This window comes from Arthrobacter sp. DNA4 (genome assembly GCF_024362385.1).
GTDB lineage: Bacteria > Actinomycetota > Actinomycetes > Actinomycetales > Micrococcaceae > Arthrobacter.
In genome coordinates, this window is the sequence record NZ_CP101466.1 from 1,302,032 (window position 1) to 1,322,422 (window position 20,391).

Genomic DNA, 20,391 nt, shown 5'->3' on the forward strand with positions numbered 1-20,391 from the left:
GGACCCGCAGTCCGCACCTTCGCCGCACAACAGCCAGGTGACTGCACCGGGGGAACAGACCGCGGCAGTGGTGGCCGTCGATACCGCCGGCGGAGCCATGCAGCCCTCAGCGGTGCTTACCACGGCCCAGAGCGGACAGCTGCCCGGTGGCTCCGACACCGTTTTGCGCCGGATCTTCACCGGCAGCGGCATGGTATCGGTGCTCGCGGTGCTGCTGGCGCTGATCCTCGGCGGCTTGCTCATCGCGAGCACCGACAAACAGGTCTCCACCACCGCTACTACTTCTTCGCCCGGCCCACGGACATGCTGGCGGCGGTCTGGAATGCCGCCACCCGCTCCTACATCGCCCTGTTCCAAGGTTCGGTGTTCAACCCCGCGGCAACGGGCTGGCAGCACAGTTCGCCCCCTTCATGGAAACCCTGACCATCGCCACGCCGCTCATCACGGCGGCCTGGGCGTGGCGCTGGCATTCCGGGCCGGGCTGTTCAACATCGGTGCGCAGGGCCAGATCATCGTGGCGGGCATCCTGGCCGCGTGGGTGGGCTTCGCGCTGCACCTCCCGGTGGGACTGCACCTGCTGCTGGTGCTCGTGGCCGGAATCGTCGGCGGCGCCCTCTGGGGCGGTCTCGCGGCCTGCTCAAAGCACGCACCGGGGCACACGAGGTCATCCTGACCATCATGTTCAACTACATTGCGCTGTACTTCCTGCGCTACCTGCTGAACACGCCCGCATTCCAGCGGCCGGGGAGTCGAATCCGATCTCGCCCATCCTGGATCCCAGCGCCGTTTACCCGCAGATCCTGGGCAGCCAGTACAGGCTGCACCTCGGCTTCATCCTGGCCATCGGCGCCACGGTCCTGGTCTGGTGGCTCCTCAACAGGTCCACCGTTGGCTTCGAATTCCGGGCCGTTGGCGCCAACCCCAAGGCAGCGCAGACAGCCGGCATCAACGTCTCCCGGTCCACCATCCTGGTCATGGCCATCGCCGGCGGCCTAGCCGGCATGTCCGGCGTGGCCCAGGTTGCCGGCACCGAGAAGGTGCTCACCGACGGCGTCGCCGCCACATACGGCTTTGACGCCATCACGGTGGCACTGCTGGGACGTTCGACGCCGTGGGGCACCTTCGCCGCCGGCCTGCTGTTCGGCGCCTTCCGCGCCGGGGCGGTCCAGATGCAGATTCAGACCGGCACCCCCATCGACATCGTCCTGGTGGTGCAGTCCCTGATTGTCCTTTTCATCGCCGCACCGCCGCTGGTCCGGGCCGTCTTCGGCCTGAACCCGCGGCGCAGGAAGCCCGCGCGCGCAGCCAAGTCCGGGCAGGCAGCCACTACCGGAGGTGCCGCATGAGCACAACAGTTTCATCGTCCAGGCCCGGCAGCCCGCAGCCCGGGGGCTCCAAGGCAGCCGCACCCACCGCGGCGCTTTCGGCCAAACCGGTCAGCTGGAAGACTCCCGTCCTGCTCACGGTGTTCGCCCTTGTCTCCCTGGTGTTCTTCGGCTTCCTGGCACCCAGCCAGACAGCCAGTTTTGGTATCTCCACAGGGGGCGACTTCTTTCAGCTTCCGGCGCTGGAAATCAATGCCTTTGCGGGCGGCATCGTGCTGTCGGTGCTGCTCGTGGCACTCGCCGCCTACGCCGTCTTCCTCAAGACCAGGAACCAGCCCGCGCCCGGCTGGCTGGCGGTCACCTTCATCGTGATCTTCGTGGCGGCCTTCCTCATTTGGGTGGTGGGCGGGGCCCGCACGCCCACCATCTCGCTGGCCGTCCTCATCGCCGGATCCGTGACGCTCGCGGTTCCGCTGGTGTTCGGTTCGCTGTCCGGTGTCCTGTGCGAACGCGTAGGCGTGGTGAACATTGCCATCGAGGGGCAGCTCCTGGGCGGGGCGTTCACCGCGGCCATCGTTGCCAGCATGACCAGGAACGCCTTCATCGGACTGCTCGCTGCAGCAGTTGCCGGGGCGGTGGTGTCCATGGTCCTGGCCCTGTTCAGCATCAAGTACCTGGTCAACCAGATCATCGTCGGCGTCGTCCTCAACGTGCTGGTATCCGGCGTGACGGGCTTCCTGTTCAGCACCGTGATGCAGGCCAACAAAGCACAGTTCAACTCGCCGCCGGGCCTGGACGTCATTGATATCCCCATCCTTTCCGCGATCCCGATCATCGGGCCCATCCTGTTCCGGCAGTCCCTGGTGGGCTACCTCATGTACGTGGCCGTCGCGGTGGTCTGGGTCGGCCTGTTCAAGACCAGGTGGGGCCTGCGCGTCCGTGCGGTGGGGGAGCACCCGCAGGCGGCCGACACCCTGGGCATCAACGTCAATGCCACCCGGTTCTGGAACGTCACCCTGGGCGGTGCCGTCGCCGGCATTGGCGGCTCCTTCTTCACCCTGGTAGCGATCGACAGCTTCACCAAGGAAATCTCCGGTGGCCGCGGCTTCATCGCCCTGGCGGCGCTCATCTTCGGCCGCTGGAACCCGGTGGGCGCCTTCTTCGCGGCACTGCTGTTTGGGTTCGCGGACAACCTGCAGAGCATCGTGACCATCATCGGAACGCCCGTGCCCAGCCAGTTCATGGCCATGCTGCCCTACCTGGTAACCGTCCTCGCCGTCGCCGGCCTGGTGGGCAAGTCCAGGGGGCCTGCCGCCAGCGGCATCCCCTACGTCAAGGGATGACCGCCGTGGACAAGGGACAGATGGACCCGGCACAAATGGTGGACTGGGCAGCGCTGGAGTCCGCCGCCGTCGACGCCATGAAGAATGCCTACGCCCCGTATTCAAAGTTTCCGGTGGGAGCCGCAGCCCTGACGGGGGACGGCCGGATCGTCAGCGGCTGCAACGTTGAGAACGCCAGCTACGGGCTTACCCTCTGCGCGGAGTGCGTCCTGGTGGGGGAACTGCAGATGACGGGCGGGGGACTGCTGCGGGCGTTCTACTGCGTCGACGGCCAGGGCACCGTCCTCATGCCCTGTGGCCGCTGCCGGCAGCTGCTGTACGAATTCAGGGCTCCCGGCATGGAGCTCATGACCAGCCAAGGCATCAAAACCATGGACCAGGTGCTGCCCGACGCCTTTGGTCCCGAACACCTGGAGGAGACCCGGTGACCGACAGCAAAGCCGAAGCGTTCGACGCCGTTGATATCATCCGCACCAAGCGCGACAAGGGGACGCTGAGCCCCGAACAGATCGACTGGACCATCGACGCGTACACGCGTGGGGCCATCGCGGACGAGCAGATGGCAGCCCTGAACATGGCCATCCTGCTCAACGGAATGGACCGCACCGAAATCGCCCGCTGGACGGCCGCCATGATCGCCTCGGGAGAGCGGATGGATTTCTCCAGCCTTCGGCGCCCTGACGGCGGCCTGAAATACACCACCGACAAGCACTCAACCGGTGGGGTGGGGGACAAGATCACCCTGCCCCTGGCTCCGCTGGTGGCAGTGTTCGGCGTTGCTGTCCCGCAGCTGTCCGGCCGCGGGCTCGGGCACACCGGCGGCACCCTGGACAAACTCGAGTCGATTCCGGGATGGCGGGCCAACCTGGCAAACGACGAAATCCTGGACCAGCTCCAGGACGTGGGGGCGGTCATCTGCGCCGCCGGTGCCGGCCTGGCCCCGGCGGACAAGAAACTCTATGCCCTGCGCGACGTCACGGGAACGGTTGAGGCCATCCCGCTGATTGCCTCCTCCATCATGAGCAAGAAGATCGCGGAGGGCACCGGGTCCCTGGTCCTGGACGTCAAGGTGGGCAGTGGAGCCTTCATGAAGGATGAAGCCAAAGCCCGCGAACTGGCCGAGACCATGGTGGCGCTCGGCAAGGACGCGGGGGTCAACACCGTCGCGCTGCTGACCAACATGAACACCCCCTTGGGACTCACGGCCGGCAACGCCATTGAAGTCGAGGAATCGGTGGAGGTGCTGGCGGGCGGCGGCCCGGAGGACGTGGTGGAACTGACCGTCCGGCTCGCCGAGGAGATGCTGGCCTGTGCAGGGGTCCACGACGCCGACCCCGCCGCCGCCCTCAAGGACGGCCGGGCCATGGATGTCTGGAACCGGATGATCACCGCCCAGGGCGGCGACCCCCGCGCGGCGCTGCCGGGGGCCAGGGAATCCGACGTCGTCTATGCCCCCGCCGATGGGGTGCTGGTGGAGCTGGATGCGCTCGCCGTCGGTGTGGCTGCGTGGCGGCTGGGTGCCGGCCGCGCCCGCAAGGAGGATGCGGTACAGGCGGGGGCCGGGGTGCGCATGCATGCCAAACCCGGCGCCACCGTGCGGGCAGGGGAGCCCCTGATGACACTGCTCACCGACACTCCGGAGCGGTTCGCCCGTGCCCGGGAAGCCCTGGAACACGCAGTGGTCATCGCTCCGGAAGGTTCGCGGCCCGCCCAGCAGCTCATCATCGACCGCATAGCATAGGGACCCATGCAGGCCATCAATGACTTCATCCTCGCCGCAGCCGGTCAGCCGTGGGTGCTGGTCCTGGTGCTGGCGTGCTGCGTCATTGATGGCTTCTTCCCGCCCGTTCCCAGTGAGTCCGTGGTGGTGGGCCTCGCCGCCGTGGCCGCCACCGCGGATGTTCCCAACCCGCTGCTCCTGGTGCTTGTAGCGGCAGCGGGTGCATTCCTCGGGGACAACATCGCGTACCTGCTGGGCCGCCGGGTGGGCACCAGGCGCTGGGCGTGGATGCGCGGGCCGCGCATGCAAAGCGCGTTCCGCTGGGCGGGCCGGGAGCTGCACAAACGGCCGGCATCGCTGATCCTGGTGGCCCGCTTCGTCCCGATCGGCCGGGTGGCGGTAAACCTGACCGCCGGGGTCACGCATTACCCGCACCTGCGGTTCGTGGGCCTGACCGTCCTTTCGGCGAGCCTGTGGGCTTACTACTCGGTGGCGATCGGGCTGTTTTTTGGCCAGTGGTTCGAGAACAACCACGTCCTGGGCGCAGCGATTGCCATTGTCTGCGCGGTAGCGCTGGGCATCGTGGTGGACCTGGTCATCAACAAATTCCGGGGCAAACCCAACGTGGTGGAACGGATCCGGGAACCCGGGGCCTGACCAGCGCGTTTAAGGGGTAATTCCGGGCATTGGGGCGTAGCGGACAGGGCCCGGGGCGTGGGACACTTAGGAACGATTTCCGCTTTGGCTGCGGCACTTTGGCTGTGTCATTTTTATACAGGAGCAACACCGCGTGGAGTTTATTAATGAGGCCGTGCTCCATGCAGCGGGCCAGTGGTGGATATACCCGGCGCTGCTGGTGTTCTTCTTCGTGGACGGCTTCGCCATGGTGGTCCCCAGCGAGACCCTCATCGTGGCGCTCGCAGCCTTCTCGCGGCACAGCGGCGAACCCAATCTCTGGATCCTGGGCCTCACTGCACTTGTTGGCGCCATTGCCGGTGACAACATGGCCTACATGCTCGGCCGCAAGATCGGCCTGGAGCGGTGGGGATGGATGCGCCGGTCCAAGGTCCGGAAAGTCTTCGCCTGGGCCCGCTATGAACTCGAGAAACGCGGCGCGGTACTGATCTTCACCGCCCGCTACATCCCCTGGGGCCGTGTGGCGGTCAACTACGTCGCCGGAAGCACCGGCTTCTCGCACCGCAGGTTCTTCGTCTTCGACGCCTTTGCCTGTGTGACGTGGGTGGCCTACTCCCTTGGCATCGGCCTGCTGGCCAGCTCGTTCCCGTGGCTGCACCACAACCCGCTGCTGAGCGCGGGCATCGCCGTCGTCTTTGCCATTGTCCTGGGTGTTGTCATCGACCACCTGCTCCGCTGGTGGCACAAACGGCTGGGCCGGCATGACGCCCCCGAGGCGGACGAGTGGGCCGAAGGGTCCTCCGGTTCCGGGCAGGAACGCAGGCCCGGCACGCAGGCCCTCGTGGTGCCCTCGGCAGAAGCCGGTCCCGCGGCCAAGTAGCGGCCGGCTTTGAACGGCTGGCTTTGAACTGCGGCCCACCCTAAGGTGGGAACGTGACTGAGCCCATTGTTGACGCTGCCCCTGCCATCGATTTTGACCTGAAGAGCCTGCCCAAGGTTTCCCTTCACGACCACCTGGACGGAGGACTCCGTCCGGCCACCATCATCGAGCTGGCGGAGGCCGTTGGCCACACACTTCCCTCAACGGACCCCGTGGCCCTGGGACAGTGGTTCCGCGAATCAGCCGACTCCGGATCCCTGGTCCGCTACCTGGAAACTTTCGACCACACGGTAGCCGTCATGCAGACCTACGACGGCCTGTTCCGCGTGGCCAAGGAGTTCGTCGAGGACCTTGCGGACGACGGCGTGGTGTACGGCGAGGTGCGCTGGGCGCCCGAGCAGCACCTCCAGAAGGGGCTCAGCCTTGATGAGGCCGTGGAGGCAGTCCAGGACGGACTGGAGGCCGGCGTCGAGGCCGTCTCCGAGACCGGACGCGAGATCCAGGTGGGGCAGCTGATCACCGCCATGCGCCACGCCGACCGCGGCCAGGAGATCGCCGAACTCGCCGTCCGCCACCGCAACCAGGGCGCAGTGGGCTTCGACATTGCCGGCGCCGAGGACGGATTCCTGCCCAGCCGCTTCAGGGACGCCTTCACGTACCTGGCCCAGCACAATTTCCCCGCCACCGTACACGCAGGCGAGGCTGCCGGGCTGGAGAGCATCCAGTCCGCGCTGGTGGACGGCCGCGCCCTCCGGCTGGGACACGGCGTCCGCATCGCCGAGGACATCATGGTGGAATTCGACGATGACGAGGAAGCCGGGGACACCGTTGGCCTGGTCACCCTCGGCGACCTCTCCAGCTGGGTCCGCGACCGCGGCATCGCCCTGGAAATCTGCCCTTCCTCCAACCTGCAGACCGGCGCCATCGCGGAGTTCGGCGAAGGCATCGAAAGCCATCCCCTGGACATGCTCTACCAGCTGGGCTTCAACGTCACCATCAACACCGACAACCGCCTGATGAGCGGCGTCACCCTGACCGACGAGTTCAACCTGCTGGTGGAAACCTTCGACTACGACCTCGATGACCTGCTGGAGCTGACCCTCAACGCCGCCGAGGCATCCTTCCTGCCCCTGGAGGAAAAGGAAGCGCTGGTGGAGTACATCAACGACGCCTACGCCAACCTTGGCTGATCCGGATTCGCGGCCCGGCAGTTCTGCAACGGCGGAACTGCTGGGCCTGATTGCCCAGCTGCGCGTGCACTGCCCCTGGATGGGCGCCCTGACGCACGCGTCGCTGGTGGAATACCTCCTGGAGGAGGCCTACGAAGTGGCCGAGACCATCGAGGAAGGCCACCCCGACGCCGAGCTGCAGGGCGAGCTCGGTGACGTGCTGCTCCAGGTGGTGCTCCATGCCCGCCTGGCTGAGGAGCGCGGCGCCTTTACGTTCGACGACGTGGCGCGCGGCCTGGGTGCCAAAATGATCCGGCGGAATCCCCATGTCTTCCGGCCTGACGGCTCCCTGCAGGACAGCTTCCCGGCCACCGTGGCGGAGATCGAGCAGAAGTGGGATGCCGTAAAGCGGGCCGAAAAGCCGGAACGGCAGGACCCCTTCGAAGGCATCCCGCAGGCCCTCCCGGCGCTGGCCAGGGCGCAGAAGTCCCTGGACCGTGCAGCGCGTGCTGGCCTTGGGCTCCCCGCGGGGACTCCCGTCCCTGAAAGCGAGGACGAGCTCGGAAACCTGCTGCTCGCCGTCGTGCGTTCTGCGCGGGACAACGGCATGGACGCTGAGCGCGCCCTGAATGCCGCCGTCCGCCGCTACCAGCGTGACCAGAGTGACCAAAGCGACCAAGCGCCATCATGACGTCCCGGCCTTGACCGGTTTGAGTAACCCGGAGCACTCTCGACTAGGCTGGACCGTGACGAGTACGTCGAGTTTTCTGCCTGATTCCCCCCGTTAATCGCCCATAAGGAGCAAATTCATGGCGCTTATCGATGCCATCCACGCCCGCGAGATCCTCGATTCCCGCGGCAACCCCACCGTTGAAGTTGAAGTCCTGCTGTCGGACGGCCAGATCGGCCGCGCCGCGGTTCCCTCCGGCGCCTCCACCGGTGAGCACGAGGCCGTTGAACTGCGTGACGGCGACAAGGGCCGCTACCTGGGCAAGGGCGTGCAGAAGGCCGTCGACGCCGTGATCGACCAGATCGCCCCCGCCCTGACCGGCTTCGACGCCACCGACCAGCGCAGCATCGACCAGGCCATGCTGGACCTGGACGGCACCCCCAACAAGGGCAAGCTGGGCGCCAACGCCATCCTGGGCGTCTCCCTGGCAGTCGCCAACGCAGCCGCTGCTTCCGCCGACCTGCCGCTCTACAAGTACTTGGGCGGCCCGAACGCCCACGTCCTGCCCGTGCCGCTGATGAACATTCTCAACGGAGGCTCCCACGCCGACTCCGACGTCGACATCCAGGAATTCATGATCGCCCCGATCGGCGCCGAGACCTTCTCCGAGGGCCTGCGCTGGGGCGTTGAGGTCTACCACAACCTCAAGTCCGTACTGCAGCAGAAGGGCCTGTCCACCGGCCTCGGCGACGAAGGCGGCTTCGCACCGAACCTGCCGTCCAACCGTGCAGCCCTGGACCTCATCACTGAGGCCATCAAGAACGCCGGCTACACCCCGGGCAAGGACATCGCCCTGGCCCTGGACGTTGCCTCCTCCGAGTTCTACAAGGACGGCGCGTACCAGTTCGAAGGCAAGTCCCTGTCCGCCAGCGACATGAGTGCGTACTACGGCGAACTCGTTGCCGACTACCCGCTGGTCTCCATCGAGGACCCGCTGGACGAGAACGACTGGGACGGCTGGAAGACCCTCACCGACGCCATCGGCGACAAGGTCCAGCTGGTGGGTGACGACCTCTTCGTCACCAACCCCTCCATCCTGCAGCGCGGCATCGACACCAGGACCGCCAACTCCCTGCTGGTCAAGGTCAACCAGATCGGTTCGCTGACCGAGACCCTGGACGCCGTCAGCCTGGCCCAGCGTGCCGGCTACACCACCATCACCTCGCACCGCTCCGGCGAGACTGAGGACACCACCATCGCGGACATCGCCGTGGCCACCAACGCCGGCCAGATCAAGACCGGTGCACCGGCCCGCTCCGAGCGCGTAGCCAAGTACAACCAGCTGCTGCGCATCGAAGAGGAACTGGACGACGCCGCACGCTACGCCGGCCGCAGCGCCTTCCCGCGTTTCAAGGGCTAGTAACCGCCTAAACCCATCCGCGGTGGCTATGGTTGAAAGACCATAGCCACCGCTGTTGTTTCCAGCAGCATTTGTTCAGCAGTGAACGTCCAGCACAGATAGTGGCGGCCCCGGCAGGCTGCGTTTCAGGAGTGTCATGGCTACCCGCCGCCCCAAAGTTCCCAAGGTCGCACCCGCCCGTCCAGCCAAGGCAACGGACGACGACGGATCCTCCGGCGGTGCCGAGGTCATCCGGGCGGATTTCCGGCCGGCCAAGGGCGGGTCCGCGGCAGCCCCCGCACCTGCAAAGGACAGCCACGCGGGCGGAACTGCTGCAGGCCGGTCCGGGAAAGCGGGGGAGGCCAAATCTTCGAAGCCCGCCGCCGGGCGCAAAGGCAGCAGTCCCGTTGACGGCAAGGATGCCCGCAGCCCCGAAGAGGAGCAGCATCCCGTCCCCGCCAAGGCGTTTTCCGGCCGCATGCTCGCACTGGCCGTGGTGATGATCGCCATCACCGTGATGCTGGCCCCCACAGTCAAGATCTTCTTCGACAAGAAGGCCGAAATAGACGCCCTGAATGCTGACATCGCCGCCCGCCAGGCCGAAGGCGACGTCCTCCGCCAGCAGGTGTCGCGCTGGCAGGACCCCAACTACGTCAAGCAGCAGGCCCGCGACCGCATTAACATGGTTATGCCGGGCGAAACCGGCTACTGGGTTTTTGGCAGCGATGAGTACCGGAGAAAGCAGTAGCCCCGCGGCGCAGCAGCACAAGACCCCGCCGATCTGCCGTGGGTGGATTCCCTGTGGGAGTCCATCAGGCGCGCGGCCACAGACTGAACCGCACAGGAAGGACGGCCCGCGACAGTGGAACACAACACGGCAGCCGCCCGGGACGAATCCCGCCAACCAACAGCACACGACCTTGAAGTACTGAGCAGGCAGCTGGGACGACCCGTCCGCGACGTCGTGGAGATTCCGGCCCGCTGCGTCTGTGGCAACCCCCTCGTGGCAGCCACCGCGCCCCGGCTGAGCAACGGCACCCCGTTTCCCACCACCTTCTACCTGACGCACCCGGTGATCACGTCCGCGGTTTCCAGGCTTGAGGCTGCCGGGGTCATGAACAGCATGAACGAGCAGCTGGCCGCTGACGCCGGGCTTGCCGCTGCCTACCGGGCGGCCCACGGGGAGTATCTGGCCGCCCGCGACGCCATCGGGCAGCGTTCCGGAATCGGTCCGGTGCCGGAGATCGACGGCGTGTCCGCCGGCGGGATGCCCACCCGCGTCAAGTGCCTGCATGTCCTGGTGGGCCACTCCCTTGCTGCGGGCAGCGGCGTCAACCCCCTGGGGGACCGGGCCCTGGACATGATCACTGAGTGGTGGACTGCTGACAAGTGCTACTGCGACGGCGCCTGGGACACCACCGGCGAGGCACCATCCCGGGACCTGAGCCGCCACGGGCCCCAAGGGCTCCCGGACATTGTGGGCCGCCCCGCCCCGGTCCGGAAATCCGCCGGAACCACAGAGGCATCCGAATGACCCGCGTCGCCGCCATCGACTGCGGCACCAACTCCATCCGGCTCCTGATCGCCGACATTGACCGCAGTAATGGCGGCACAAAGCTCACCGACGTCGTCCGGGAGATGCGCGTGGTCCGGCTGGGCCAGGGCGTGGACGCCACCGGCGAACTGGCTCCGGAGGCACTGGAACGCACGCTTGGCGCCACGGCCGACTACGCCCGCCTGATCAAAGAGCATGGCGCAGAGCGGATCCGGTTCGTTGCCACCTCCGCGAGCCGCGATGCACGCAACCGGGACGTCTTTGTGGACGGCGTCAGGGAGCTGCTGGGAGTGGAACCGGAGGTCATCTCCGGGGACGAGGAAGCGGCGTTGTCCTTTGCCGGGGCCAGCAGCGTGCTGCCCGTCCTCGACGGGCAGCAGGTGCTCGTGGTGGACCTCGGCGGGGGAAGCACCGAATTCGTCCTGGGCACCGCCGCCGGCGTGACCGCTGCCAAATCCGTGGACATCGGCTGCGTCCGGCTGACTGAACGGCACCTGCGCAACGATCCGCCCACTGCCGAACAGATTGCCGCCGCGGAAGCCGACGTGGACGAAGCCATGGCCCGCGCCGGACGCGACGTCCCCCTGGAACGCGCCACCGCCGTCGTCGGTGTGGCCGGGTCCGTCACCACCGTCACCGCGCACGCGCTCCGCCTGCCGGAATACTCGCCCGACGCCATCCACGGGGCTGCGCTGCCCATCGGGGACATCCGCGAAGCCGCCACCGACCTGCTGGAGATGACCCGGGCCGGGCGGGCTGCGCTGCCGTACATGCATCCCGGCCGCGTGGACGTCATCGGCGCCGGGGGACTGGTGTGGCGCCGGATCCTCGAACGGATGGGGGAGCTGACCGGCGGGAAGGTCACCGCGGCCACCGCAAGCGAGCACGACATCCTTGACGGCATCGCGCTGAGCATCGAGTAGCCCATGCATCCCACCCCAGCTTCAAGCCCGCTTGTGTCCCGTGCCGCGGCCGCCGCGGTGGCCCTCCTGCTGGCCGCGTGCTGCCTGTTCGCCGGCCTGTTCACGGCCCCCGCCGCACACGCCGACGAGTGGCGCGATAAGGAGTACTGGCTCGCGGATTCGGGCATTACCAAGGCCTGGGAAGTGTCAAAGGGCGCCGGCGTGAAGGTGGCCGTCATCGACAGCGGCATCGATGCCCAGCACCCGGACCTCAAAGGCGCGGTTGTCGGCGGTTACGATGCCTCCGGCTCAGGCCAGCCGGACGGCCAGAAAAGCGTCGGCTCCAAGCCTGAACACGGCACCCTGGTAGCCACCATGCTCGCAGGCCGCGGACACCAGCCCGCCAGCGCGAGCCCCAGCCCCAGCCCCGGGCCGGCTGTTCCGCCGGACGGCATCATCGGCGTCGCGCCCGAAGCGCAGCTCCTCTCCGTCTCCACCTGGCTGGGCTCGGCCAACCCCTCGGGCAAAAGCGACCAGGACCAGATTCCCGAGGCGGTCCGCTGGGCGGTGGACAACGGCGCCAAGGTCATCAACATCTCGCTCGGCAGCACCACGCCGCAGTGGCCGCAAAGCTGGGACGCCGCCTTCCTGTACGCGGAACAGAAGGACGTGGTCATCGTAGCCGCCGCCGGAAACCGGGTGGGAGGCAATACCCAGGTGGGCGCCCCTGCCACCATTCCCGGCGTGCTCACCGTCGCCGGCCTGGACCGCAAGAACGTGGCCAGCGTGGACGCCTCCTCGCAGGGCATCAGCATTGGAGTGGCTGCGCCGGCCGAGAACCTCCTGGGCGGCCTTCCGGGCGGAGGCTATGCGGAATGGGCCGGAACCTCCGGGTCCACGCCCATCGTGGCAGGCGTTGCTGCCCTGATCCGGTCCAGGTGGCCGGACATGAGCGCCGAACAGGTGATCAACAGGATCGTCTCCACGGCGAAGGACGCCGGCGCCCCGGGGAAGGATCCACTGTACGGCTTCGGCATCCTCAACGCCGAGGCAGCGCTCAAGGCTGACGTCCCGGAGGTTTCAGTCAATCCGCTGGGCACCATCGCCGAGTGGATCCGCGTGCACAGGCGGGGCAACGCCGCCCCGGCAACCCCGCTGCCCACCGCAACCTCAGCGCCCAGCGCGGCACCCACGCTGCCCGAAGCCACCGTTCCCGCCGCGAAGGCGCCGTCCCAGCGCGACAGTGCCATCGGCGCCGCCGTCGTGATCGGTTTTGCCGCCCTGTTCGTGGCCATCATCGCCGCCGCCGGCATCCAGCTCCGACGGGCGGCTCGCAACCCTTCCCTTGCCGTGGAAGAACCGGACACGGGCGTGGTGGAAAGGGTCAAATCGCGGCCTGATTCCTAGGTTACGGGGGCCTCCGCACGGCTAGTGAAGATTTTCACAAACTCCTGTATCCTTGAACAATGGCAACCACCCCACAGCTCCAGGACCGTCCCAGGGTACTCGTCGTCGGCGGCGGGTACGTCGGCCTGTACGTAGCACTGAAACTGCAGAAGAAGATCGCGAATGCCGGTGGCATCGTCACCGTCGTTGATCCCCTGCCCTACATGACTTACCAGCCCTTCCTCCCCGAGGTGGCAGGTGGCAACATCGAAGCCCGCCACGCAGTGGTCTCCCACCGCCAGCACCTCAAGCAGACGGAACTCATCCAGGGCCGCGTCACGTCGATCGACCACGTCAACCGGACGGCCGTGGTGGCTCCTGCCGACGGCGGCGAGAACTTCGAGGTTCCCTACTTCGACGTCGTGCTCGCAGCCGGCGCCATCACCCGCACCTTCCCCATCAAGGGCCTGGCGGACAAGGGCATCGGCCTGAAGACCATCGAGGAAGCCGTTGCCCTGCGCAACAAGCTGCTGGAGCGCATCGAGGTTGCCTCCACCATGGCGGACCCTGCAGCCCGCGCCAGGGCCCTCACCTTCGTGGTGGTCGGCGGCGGCTTCGCCGGCATCGAGTGCATCACCGAGATGGAAGACCTCGCCCGTGCCGCCGTGCGCAACAACCCCCGCATCAAGCAGGAGGAAGTCCGCTTCGTCCTGGTCGAAGCCATGGGCCGCATCATGCCCGAGGTCACTGCAAAGCAGGCTGACTGGGTGGTTGAGCACCTGCGCAGCCGCGGTATCGAGGTCCTGCTGAACACCTCGCTGGACAGCGCCGAAGGCACCCTGAAGCTCATCAACCTCCCGGACAAGACCCCCGCCCAGGAGTTCGAGGCAGACACCCTGGTGTGGACGGCCGGCGTGCAGGCGAACCCGATGGTCCGCTCCACCGATTTCCCGCTCGAACCCCGTGGCCGCGTCCGCGTCCTGCCGGACCTGCGCATCGCAGGCGACGAAGGCATTGTGGAGAACGCCTGGGCCGCCGGCGACATCGCCGCTGTCCCGGACCTCACCGGCAAGGGCCTCCCGGACGGCACCTGCGTCCCCAACGCCCAGCACGCCCTGCGCCAGGCCAAGCGCCTCGCCAAGAACCTGTGGGCTTCCCGTTGGGACAAGCCGCTGGCCGACTACAAGCACAAGAACCTTGGTGCCGTAGCAGGCTTCGGCGAATGGAAGGGCGTCGCCAACATCAACCTCCTGGGCCGCATCGGCCTCAAGGGTGGACTCGCATGGCTGGCCCACCGTGGCTACCACGGCATGGCCATGCCCACGGTGGAGCGCAAGTTCCGCGTCATCCTGAACTGGATCATCGGCTTCTTCGCCGGACGCGACACCACGCAGCTGATGGACCTGGACAACCCCCGCGGTGCCTTCGTCTCGGCAGCCACCCCGGCACCGAAGCCTGCCGCTGCGCCCGCAGCGGTTCCGGCCGCCGGCTCCAGCGCTGCCGCCGCCGCTCCCAAGGAAACGGTAGCGGCAAACGCCAAGTAGCGCGCCTGTTCCACCACGCTTCACAGCGCACGACGGCGGCTGTCCCCTTTGCGGGGCGGCCGCCGTCGGCGTTTCCAGCCAACGCGTCCCGGGCAGGTACCATTGACCCGGCGCCCCAGTAGCCCAATTGGCAGAGGCAGCGGACTTAAAATCCGCGTGTTGTGGGTTCGAGTCCCACCTGGGGTACATCCTGTCCCTTCCGGCGCCGCCAGGGTTTGGACACCAGGAAGCCGCCTGCACAGCAGGCGGCTTCCTGCGTTTAATTCCGCATAGGCAACGACTGTTATAAGGCTGTGACCTCAGTCACTTAGTTTCGCTGCTGTCTATGCATTAGCTTGAAGCTAAATCAGGAATACCTGGTCCCATTCCGGGCGCCGAAGCGCCCCATTGATCCGCACGCGCATCGCATGGCCCTGTTTCGGAAGGCAGACAAATGTACCGAAAGAAAGTCCTCACCTCGTTGGCAGCAGCAGCCACATTCAGCATGCTGCTGTCGGCCTGTGCCAACCAGGCGGGCCCCGGCACCACCGAAAGCTCGGGTTCGTCCAGCAAGGTGAACATCCCCGCCATTTCGAAAGTCGACGTCCCTGCCGGTGCGGTAAAGCCCGCCGGTGACGGCAAGGCGACCTGCCCCGCGACCACCACGCTCGCCTACGCAGGCGCGCAGACCGGCCCCAACGCCCAGCTCGGTGTCAACATCTTCAACGGCATCCAGCTGGCCATTGACCAGCACAACAAGTCCAACCCGGGCTGCCAGGTCCAGTTCAAGAAGTTCGACACTGAAGGCGACCCCAACAAGGCCACCGGCCCCGTCACCCAGCTGGTGAGCGAGTCGGACATTGTTGGTGTGATCGGCCTGCCGTTCTCCGGCGAGTCCAAGGCCACGGGCAACATCTTCGAGCAGAAGGGCCTGGTCCACATCACCCCGTCGGCCACCAACCCCACACTGACCGAAAACGGCTGGACCACCTTCTTCCGCGGCCTCGGCAATGACGCCGTCCAGGGCCCCGCAGCCGCCAAGTTCCTCACCGGCAAGCTCGGCGCCAAGAAGGTGTACCTGGTCCAGGACGACTCCGACTACGGCATTGGCCTGGGAACCTCCACCTCCGCGGGCCTGGGCAGCGCCCTGGCCGGAACGGAGAAGGTGACCACAGGGCAGAAGGACTTCTCCGCCGTGATCTCCAAGATCATGAACGCCAAGGCCGACGCCGTGTTCTACGCCGGCTACTACGCCGAAGGCGCACCGTTCGACCAGCAGCTGGTTGGCAAGGGATTCGCCGGAACGTTCGTAGCGCCTGACGGTGTGAAGGACGACCAGTTCATCAAGCAGGCAGGCGACGCTTCCAACAACGCCTACTTCACCTGCCCCTGCCTCCCGGGCGAGCTCATCCCCGACTTCGCCTCGGCCTACAAGGACGTTTCCAAGGGAGCGGAACCCGGTACGTACTCCATCGAGGGCTACGACGCCGCAACCGTCCTCCTCTCCGGCATTGACGCAGGCAAGCAGAGCCGTGCGGACCTGCTGGCCTGGGTCAAGGCCTACGACAAGGACGGCCTGAGCAAGCACTACAAGTGGGATGCCAAGGGCGAGCTCCAGGCCCCGACCGTCTACGGCTACAAGGTGGAAAACGGAAAGATCGTTCCCATCGGCCCCATCGGGGAGTAGCAACCAGCATGAACCGGCTGTGGGGGCCAGCATCAGCAGGCCCCCACAGCCTTTTCTTGGCTTGGCAGCAGCCCAGGACCAAGCAACGTCAATAGACACAAGTCCCACGGCCGGGCCCACAAGGCCGCGTGCAACTGGATCAGGATGTTCCCATGCTTCCCTCTCTTGTCCCACTACTCCCGATGGAAAACGACTGGATCACCTTCGACATACCGTCGCTGGCCCAGAACTTCTGGAGTGCCACGTTTGACGGCCTCACGTTCGGGGCCATTTATGCGCTCGTAGCGTTGGGCTACACCCTGGTTTACGGCGTCCTGAACCTCATCAACTTCGCCCACTCGGAAGTGTTCATCGTTGGCTGCTACGCCGTCTTCTTCACCCTCAGCAGCCTTGGCTTCGGCCCTTCAGCTCCCCGGCTCGACATCTGGGCCATCATCCTGAACCTGTTGCTGGCGCTGGTCCTGGCCATGGTGGCGTCAGCCGTGACAGCCTTCCTGCTGGAGCGGATCGCCTACAAACCCCTGCGGCAACGGAACGCGCCCCGCCTGGTCTTCCTGATCACGGCCATTGGCGCTTCCTTCACCATCCAGTACCTCATTTACCTGTGGCGTGGCCCCAGCCCCGAACTGGCCCTGACCATGTTCCGGCCCACCCCCATTTTCGACGTCTTCGGTACCATCATCGATTCGCAGCAGCTGGTGATCATCATCGCCGCCGTGATCATGATGGTGGGCATCGACAGGTTCATCAGCAAGTCGCGCACGGGCCGCGGCATCCGGGCGGTCGCCCAGGACCCCGACACCGCCACGTTGATGGGCGTCAACAAAGAGCGCATCATTATTACCACCTTCGTCATCGGAGGACTGCTCGCAGGAGCCGCCGCCTTGTTCTACGTCATGAAAATCCCGTCCGGTGTCCAGTACAGCGGTGGTTTCGTCCTGGGCATCAAGGCGTTCGCTGCCGCGGTGCTTGGCGGCATCGGCAACGTGCGCGGTGCACTGCTGGGCGGACTGCTCCTTGGCCTGATCGGCAACTACGGCCAGATCCTGCTGGGCAACTCGCAGTGGACCGACGTCGTGGCGTTCGTGGTGCTGGTGCTCGTGCTGCTGCTGCGGCCCGAGGGCATCCTGGGAACCTCCCTTGGAAGGAGCAAAGCATGAGTATGACGGACGGCCCCACGCCGCTGCAGACAGCCGCGGCCGAGCAGGCAGCAGAGGAACGCGAAGCATCGTCAAAAGCGCCGGGCAGGAGCACACTCCGGCAGCAGGGCAAACGCAAGCCCGGCTACTTCTCCGACCGCTGGCACGCCCTGTCCCGCCAACAGCAGTGGGCCTTCCTGGTCATCGTGGTCGTCCTGGCCTACCTGCTGCCGCTGCTCAACCCGCCGATCATCACCACTGAACCCGGCAACAACTTCGCCCTGGCCTGTTTCGACATGGCACGCTTTGCGCTGATCGCCGTTGGCCTCAACATCGTGGTGGGGTACGCCGGCCTCCTGGACCTTGGCTACGTCGCCTTCTTCGCGGTGGGTTCGTACGTTGCCGCCATGCTGACCAGCCCGGATTCGCCCTACCTGCACATCCCTTACCTGTGGACGCTTCCGGTGGCCATGGCAGTCACCATGTTCTTCGGCGTCATGCTGGGCGTGCCCACACTCCGGCTCAGGGGCGACTATCTCGCCATCGTGACGCTCGGCTTCGGCGAGATCATCCGCATCCTGGCCACCATCATTCCTGCCATGAAAGGCCAGGTGGGTTTCCAGAACGTCGGCCACCCGCCGGGTGACGGGGCTGACGGAACGCCGATCTTCTCCAACTCAAACGGTGTGCCCTGGTACTGGCTGACCTTGACCATCATCATCATCGTCACCCTCCTGGTGGGCAACCTGGAACGCAGCCGGGTAGGCCGCGCCTGGATTGCCATCCGCGAGGATGAGGACGCCGCGGAAATCATGGGTGTTCCCACCTTCAAGTACAAGGTGTGGGCCTTCGCGATCGGTGCTGCCGTCGGCGGCCTTTCCGGAGCACTCTTCGCCGGGCAGGTGGGGTTCGTCAACAACCAGAAGTTCGACGTCACAACATCCATCCTGTTCCTCGCCGCAGTGGTGCTGGGCGGGGCCGGCAACAAGGTGGGCGCCATCCTGGGTGGAGCCCTGGTCAGCTACATCCCGTTGAGGTTCACGGCCATTGCCGAATACAAGTACCTGATCTTCGGGATTGCGCTGGTGCTGATCATGATCTTCCGTTCCCAGGGACTTCTGCCCGCACGGCAGCGGCTGCTGGCGTATGGCAGGACGGCACTTAATAAGGTCACCAGCCGCGACGGCACGGAGCCGAAAGACCCGAACAATCCACCAGCCGGCCCCGGGACGCATGCGGCCGGACAGAGAGGAGCGGAGGCATGAGCTCCGAGGAAAGGCACGCGGGCTCCAGCAGTGTGGAGGAGCAGTTGGCCCAGGACAGCACAGGCCAGGACAGTACGGTTCAGGACGGTTCGGCGGCCCCCGTCGCGCCGGAGCTGGACATCGAGGCCCTCGCCGAAGCAGGAGTGGACCAGGAATTGGCCGAGAAAGTGGCCCCGGACCGCGATATCGCGGTCAAGGTGGGCGACAACATTGTCGAGGTGCAGAACCTGACCATCAAGTTCGGCGGCCTGGTGGCACTGGACAACATCAGCTTCAACATCAAGCGTGGCGAGATCCTGGGCCTCATCGGGCCCAACGGCGCCGGCAAGACCACGTGCTTCAATGCGATGACCGGCGTGTACAAGCCCACCAGCGGAAAAGTGGTGCTGGAGGGGCAGGTCCTGAACGGCATCAAGCAGCACAAGATCACCCGGCTGGGCCTGTCCCGCACGTTCCAGAACATCCGCCTGTTCGGGGAAATGACAGCCCTGGAGAACGTGGTGGTGGGCCTGGACGCGCGGCACCGGACCAGCGTGGGCGGAGCACTGCTTCGCCTGCCCACCCACATCAAGGAGGAAAAGTCTGCCATTGAGCGCGGCATGGCCCTGCTGGACTTCGTGGGCATCGGCAGCCATGCGCATGTCCTGTCCCGGCAACTGCCGTACGGCTACCAGCGGCGGCTTGAGATTGCGCGTGCCTTGGCCACTGATCCAAAGGTCCTCTGCCTGGACGAGCCGGCTGCCGGCTTCAACCCGGCCGAAAAAGAGGAACTGATGGCGCTGATCCGCACCATCAGGGATGAGGGCTACACCGTGCTGCTGATCGAGCACGACATGAAGCTGGTCATGGGTGTGACAGACCGGATTGTCGTACTGGAATTCGGGAAGAAGATCGCGGACGGACTGCCGCGGGAGATCCGCGAAGACCCGCGTGTTATTGCTGCTTACCTAGGGGAGCCTGAAGATGACGTTGCTTGAACTTGAGGGAGTGTCCGTCCACTACGGCCGCATCCAGGCCCTGCGGGACATCTCCTTCACCGTCGACGAAGGCGAAGTGGTGGCGCTGATCGGTGCCAACGGTGCCGGCAAGACCACCACCATGCGGACCATCTCGGGCCTGCTGAACTGCTCCGAAGGCAGGATCACTTTCGAGGGCCAGGACATCACCAAGATGAAGGCCCACATCCGCGTGGTGCACGGAATCTCCCAGGCCCCCGAAGGGCGCGGCATCTTCCCGGGGATGACCGTCATGGAAAACCTCGACATGGGAACGTTCGGGCGCAAAGACAGAAGCGGCGTAGCGAAGGACCTGGACCGCGTCTTCGACCTGTTTCCGCGGCTGAAAGAGCGGGAAAAACAGTTCGGCGGCACGATGTCCGGCGGTGAGCAGCAGATGCTGGCCATCGGCCGGGCTCTCATGTCCAATCCGAGACTGCTGCTGCTCGACGAGCCCTCCATGGGCCTCGCCCCACAGTTCATCCGCCAGATTTTCAAGATCATCAAGGAAATCAACAACCAGGGCACCACGGTCCTGGTGGTGGAGCAGAACGCCAACCAGGCTCTGGCCGGGGCGCACCGCGCCTTTGTGCTGGAGACGGGGGAGATCACCCACAGCGGCACGGGCAAGGAACTGTTGGAAGATCCCACCGTCAAGGAGGCCTACCTGGGCGTGGGTTAGTTCCCGGTGGGGCCCGGTGCGTCCAGGGGCGCAACGGTCACGGTTCGGTTGCAACCGGGCCCCTTGGGAACTTTCCCGGCGGCCCCCGCGTGGGAATTGGTAGCGTAACAACAAG

General features: G+C 66.1%; 17 protein-coding genes, 1 tRNA gene and 2 pseudogenes. All 20 read left to right on the forward strand.

Features of this window, described 5'->3' with window-relative positions; genetic code table 11:
- The first annotated feature begins 97 nt into the window (after positions 1-97).
- Positions 98-1,346: pseudogene (locus tag NMQ03_RS06115) on the forward strand (ABC transporter permease).
- On the forward strand, positions 1,343-2,668 hold the full coding sequence (locus NMQ03_RS06120; RefSeq protein ID WP_255174847.1) for an ABC transporter permease: 1,326 nt from the start codon (positions 1,343-1,345) through the stop codon (positions 2,666-2,668). The pseudogene NMQ03_RS06115 and the gene NMQ03_RS06120 overlap by 4 nt, the downstream one beginning before the upstream one ends.
- Before the next feature lie 20 nt (positions 2,669-2,688).
- A complete protein-coding gene (locus NMQ03_RS06125; protein WP_255175544.1) occupies positions 2,689-3,096 on the forward strand; it encodes a cytidine deaminase in 408 nt (135 codons plus the stop codon).
- Positions 3,093-4,409, forward strand: coding sequence for a thymidine phosphorylase (locus NMQ03_RS06130; RefSeq protein ID WP_255174848.1), 1,317 nt, complete (start codon positions 3,093-3,095; stop codon positions 4,407-4,409). Before NMQ03_RS06125 ends, NMQ03_RS06130 begins: the two co-directional genes overlap by 4 nt.
- Positions 4,410-4,415: 6 nt before the next feature.
- Positions 4,416-5,045 (forward strand): DedA family protein, encoded by a 630-nt coding sequence (locus NMQ03_RS06135; protein ID WP_255174849.1) that lies wholly within the window; start codon positions 4,416-4,418, stop codon positions 5,043-5,045.
- 133 nt (positions 5,046-5,178) lie between these two features.
- Positions 5,179-5,904 carry a DedA family protein gene (locus tag NMQ03_RS06140; RefSeq protein ID WP_255174850.1) on the forward strand — a complete coding sequence of 242 codons (726 nt, stop codon included), beginning with the start codon at positions 5,179-5,181 and terminating at the stop codon, positions 5,902-5,904.
- 53 nt (positions 5,905-5,957) lie between these two features.
- Positions 5,958-7,094, forward strand: coding sequence for an adenosine deaminase (locus tag NMQ03_RS06145; protein ID WP_159632554.1), 1,137 nt, complete (start codon positions 5,958-5,960; stop codon positions 7,092-7,094).
- A gap of 79 nt (positions 7,095-7,173) precedes the next feature.
- The gene (locus tag NMQ03_RS06150) at positions 7,174-7,764 is read left to right on the forward strand and encodes a MazG nucleotide pyrophosphohydrolase domain-containing protein (protein ID WP_255175545.1); all 591 of its coding nucleotides are present in this window, start codon (positions 7,174-7,176) and stop codon (positions 7,762-7,764) included.
- Between the two features lie 118 nt (positions 7,765-7,882).
- On the forward strand, positions 7,883-9,163 hold the full coding sequence (gene eno, locus NMQ03_RS06155) for a phosphopyruvate hydratase (protein WP_110542781.1): 1,281 nt from the start codon (positions 7,883-7,885) through the stop codon (positions 9,161-9,163).
- A 136-nt stretch (positions 9,164-9,299) separates the two neighbouring features.
- Positions 9,300-9,977 (forward strand): annotated as a pseudogene (locus tag NMQ03_RS06160) (septum formation initiator family protein).
- Positions 9,978-10,004: 27 nt separating this feature from the next.
- Positions 10,005-10,676 (forward strand): DUF501 domain-containing protein, encoded by a 672-nt coding sequence (locus NMQ03_RS06165; RefSeq protein ID WP_255174851.1) that lies wholly within the window; start codon positions 10,005-10,007, stop codon positions 10,674-10,676.
- The gene (locus tag NMQ03_RS06170) at positions 10,673-11,620 is read left to right on the forward strand and encodes a Ppx/GppA phosphatase family protein (protein ID WP_303694922.1); all 948 of its coding nucleotides are present in this window, start codon (positions 10,673-10,675) and stop codon (positions 11,618-11,620) included. Before NMQ03_RS06165 ends, NMQ03_RS06170 begins: the two co-directional genes overlap by 4 nt.
- A gap of 3 nt (positions 11,621-11,623) precedes the next feature.
- Complete coding sequence (locus NMQ03_RS06175; RefSeq protein WP_255174852.1) at positions 11,624-13,006, forward strand: S8 family serine peptidase; 1,383 nt, start codon at positions 11,624-11,626, stop codon at positions 13,004-13,006.
- A gap of 59 nt (positions 13,007-13,065) precedes the next feature.
- On the forward strand, positions 13,066-14,529 hold the full coding sequence (locus tag NMQ03_RS06180; protein ID WP_255174853.1) for an NAD(P)/FAD-dependent oxidoreductase: 1,464 nt from the start codon (positions 13,066-13,068) through the stop codon (positions 14,527-14,529).
- A gap of 112 nt (positions 14,530-14,641) precedes the next feature.
- Positions 14,642-14,715, forward strand: a tRNA-Leu gene (locus NMQ03_RS06185).
- A 247-nt stretch (positions 14,716-14,962) separates the two neighbouring features.
- Positions 14,963-16,195, forward strand: coding sequence for a branched-chain amino acid ABC transporter substrate-binding protein (locus NMQ03_RS06190; RefSeq protein ID WP_255174854.1), 1,233 nt, complete (start codon positions 14,963-14,965; stop codon positions 16,193-16,195).
- 152 nt (positions 16,196-16,347) lie between these two features.
- On the forward strand, positions 16,348-17,355 hold the full coding sequence (locus NMQ03_RS06195; protein ID WP_159632548.1) for a branched-chain amino acid ABC transporter permease: 1,008 nt from the start codon (positions 16,348-16,350) through the stop codon (positions 17,353-17,355).
- Positions 17,352-18,599: a branched-chain amino acid ABC transporter permease gene (locus NMQ03_RS06200; protein ID WP_255174855.1), complete on the forward strand. Its 1,248-nt coding sequence runs from the start codon at positions 17,352-17,354 to the stop codon at positions 18,597-18,599. The genes NMQ03_RS06195 and NMQ03_RS06200 overlap by 4 nt, the downstream gene beginning before the upstream one ends.
- Positions 18,596-19,576 (forward strand): ABC transporter ATP-binding protein, encoded by a 981-nt coding sequence (locus tag NMQ03_RS06205; RefSeq protein ID WP_255174856.1) that lies wholly within the window; start codon positions 18,596-18,598, stop codon positions 19,574-19,576. The genes NMQ03_RS06200 and NMQ03_RS06205 overlap by 4 nt, the downstream gene beginning before the upstream one ends.
- Positions 19,569-20,276: an ABC transporter ATP-binding protein gene (locus NMQ03_RS06210; RefSeq protein ID WP_369693215.1), complete on the forward strand. Its 708-nt coding sequence runs from the start codon at positions 19,569-19,571 to the stop codon at positions 20,274-20,276. The genes NMQ03_RS06205 and NMQ03_RS06210 overlap by 8 nt, the downstream gene beginning before the upstream one ends.
- The last annotated feature ends 115 nt before the right edge of the window (positions 20,277-20,391 follow it).

What these genes read in the sequence shown, in the direction of transcription:
- NMQ03_RS06150 (WP_255175545.1), top strand. Translation starts at nt 7,174, where the DNA reads ATGGGCGCCCTGACGCACGCGTCGCTGGTGGAATACCTCCTGGAGGAG.
- NMQ03_RS06175 (WP_255174852.1), top strand. Translation starts at nt 11,624, where the DNA reads ATGCATCCCACCCCAGCTTCAAGCCCGCTTGTGTCCCGTGCCGCGGCC.
- NMQ03_RS06195 (WP_159632548.1), top strand. Translation starts at nt 16,348, where the DNA reads ATGCTTCCCTCTCTTGTCCCACTACTCCCGATGGAAAACGACTGGATC.
- NMQ03_RS06205 (WP_255174856.1), top strand. Translation starts at nt 18,596, where the DNA reads ATGAGCTCCGAGGAAAGGCACGCGGGCTCCAGCAGTGTGGAGGAGCAG.
- NMQ03_RS06180 (WP_255174853.1), top strand. Translation starts at nt 13,066, where the DNA reads ATGGCAACCACCCCACAGCTCCAGGACCGTCCCAGGGTACTCGTCGTC.
- NMQ03_RS06135 (WP_255174849.1), top strand. Translation starts at nt 4,416, where the DNA reads ATGCAGGCCATCAATGACTTCATCCTCGCCGCAGCCGGTCAGCCGTGG.
- NMQ03_RS06120 (WP_255174847.1), top strand. Translation starts at nt 1,343, where the DNA reads ATGAGCACAACAGTTTCATCGTCCAGGCCCGGCAGCCCGCAGCCCGGG.
- NMQ03_RS06170 (WP_303694922.1), top strand. Translation starts at nt 10,673, where the DNA reads ATGACCCGCGTCGCCGCCATCGACTGCGGCACCAACTCCATCCGGCTC.
- NMQ03_RS06200 (WP_255174855.1), top strand. Translation starts at nt 17,352, where the DNA reads ATGAGTATGACGGACGGCCCCACGCCGCTGCAGACAGCCGCGGCCGAG.
- eno (WP_110542781.1), top strand. Translation starts at nt 7,883, where the DNA reads ATGGCGCTTATCGATGCCATCCACGCCCGCGAGATCCTCGATTCCCGC.
- NMQ03_RS06190 (WP_255174854.1), top strand. Translation starts at nt 14,963, where the DNA reads ATGTACCGAAAGAAAGTCCTCACCTCGTTGGCAGCAGCAGCCACATTC.
- NMQ03_RS06125 (WP_255175544.1), top strand. Translation starts at nt 2,689, where the DNA reads ATGGACCCGGCACAAATGGTGGACTGGGCAGCGCTGGAGTCCGCCGCC.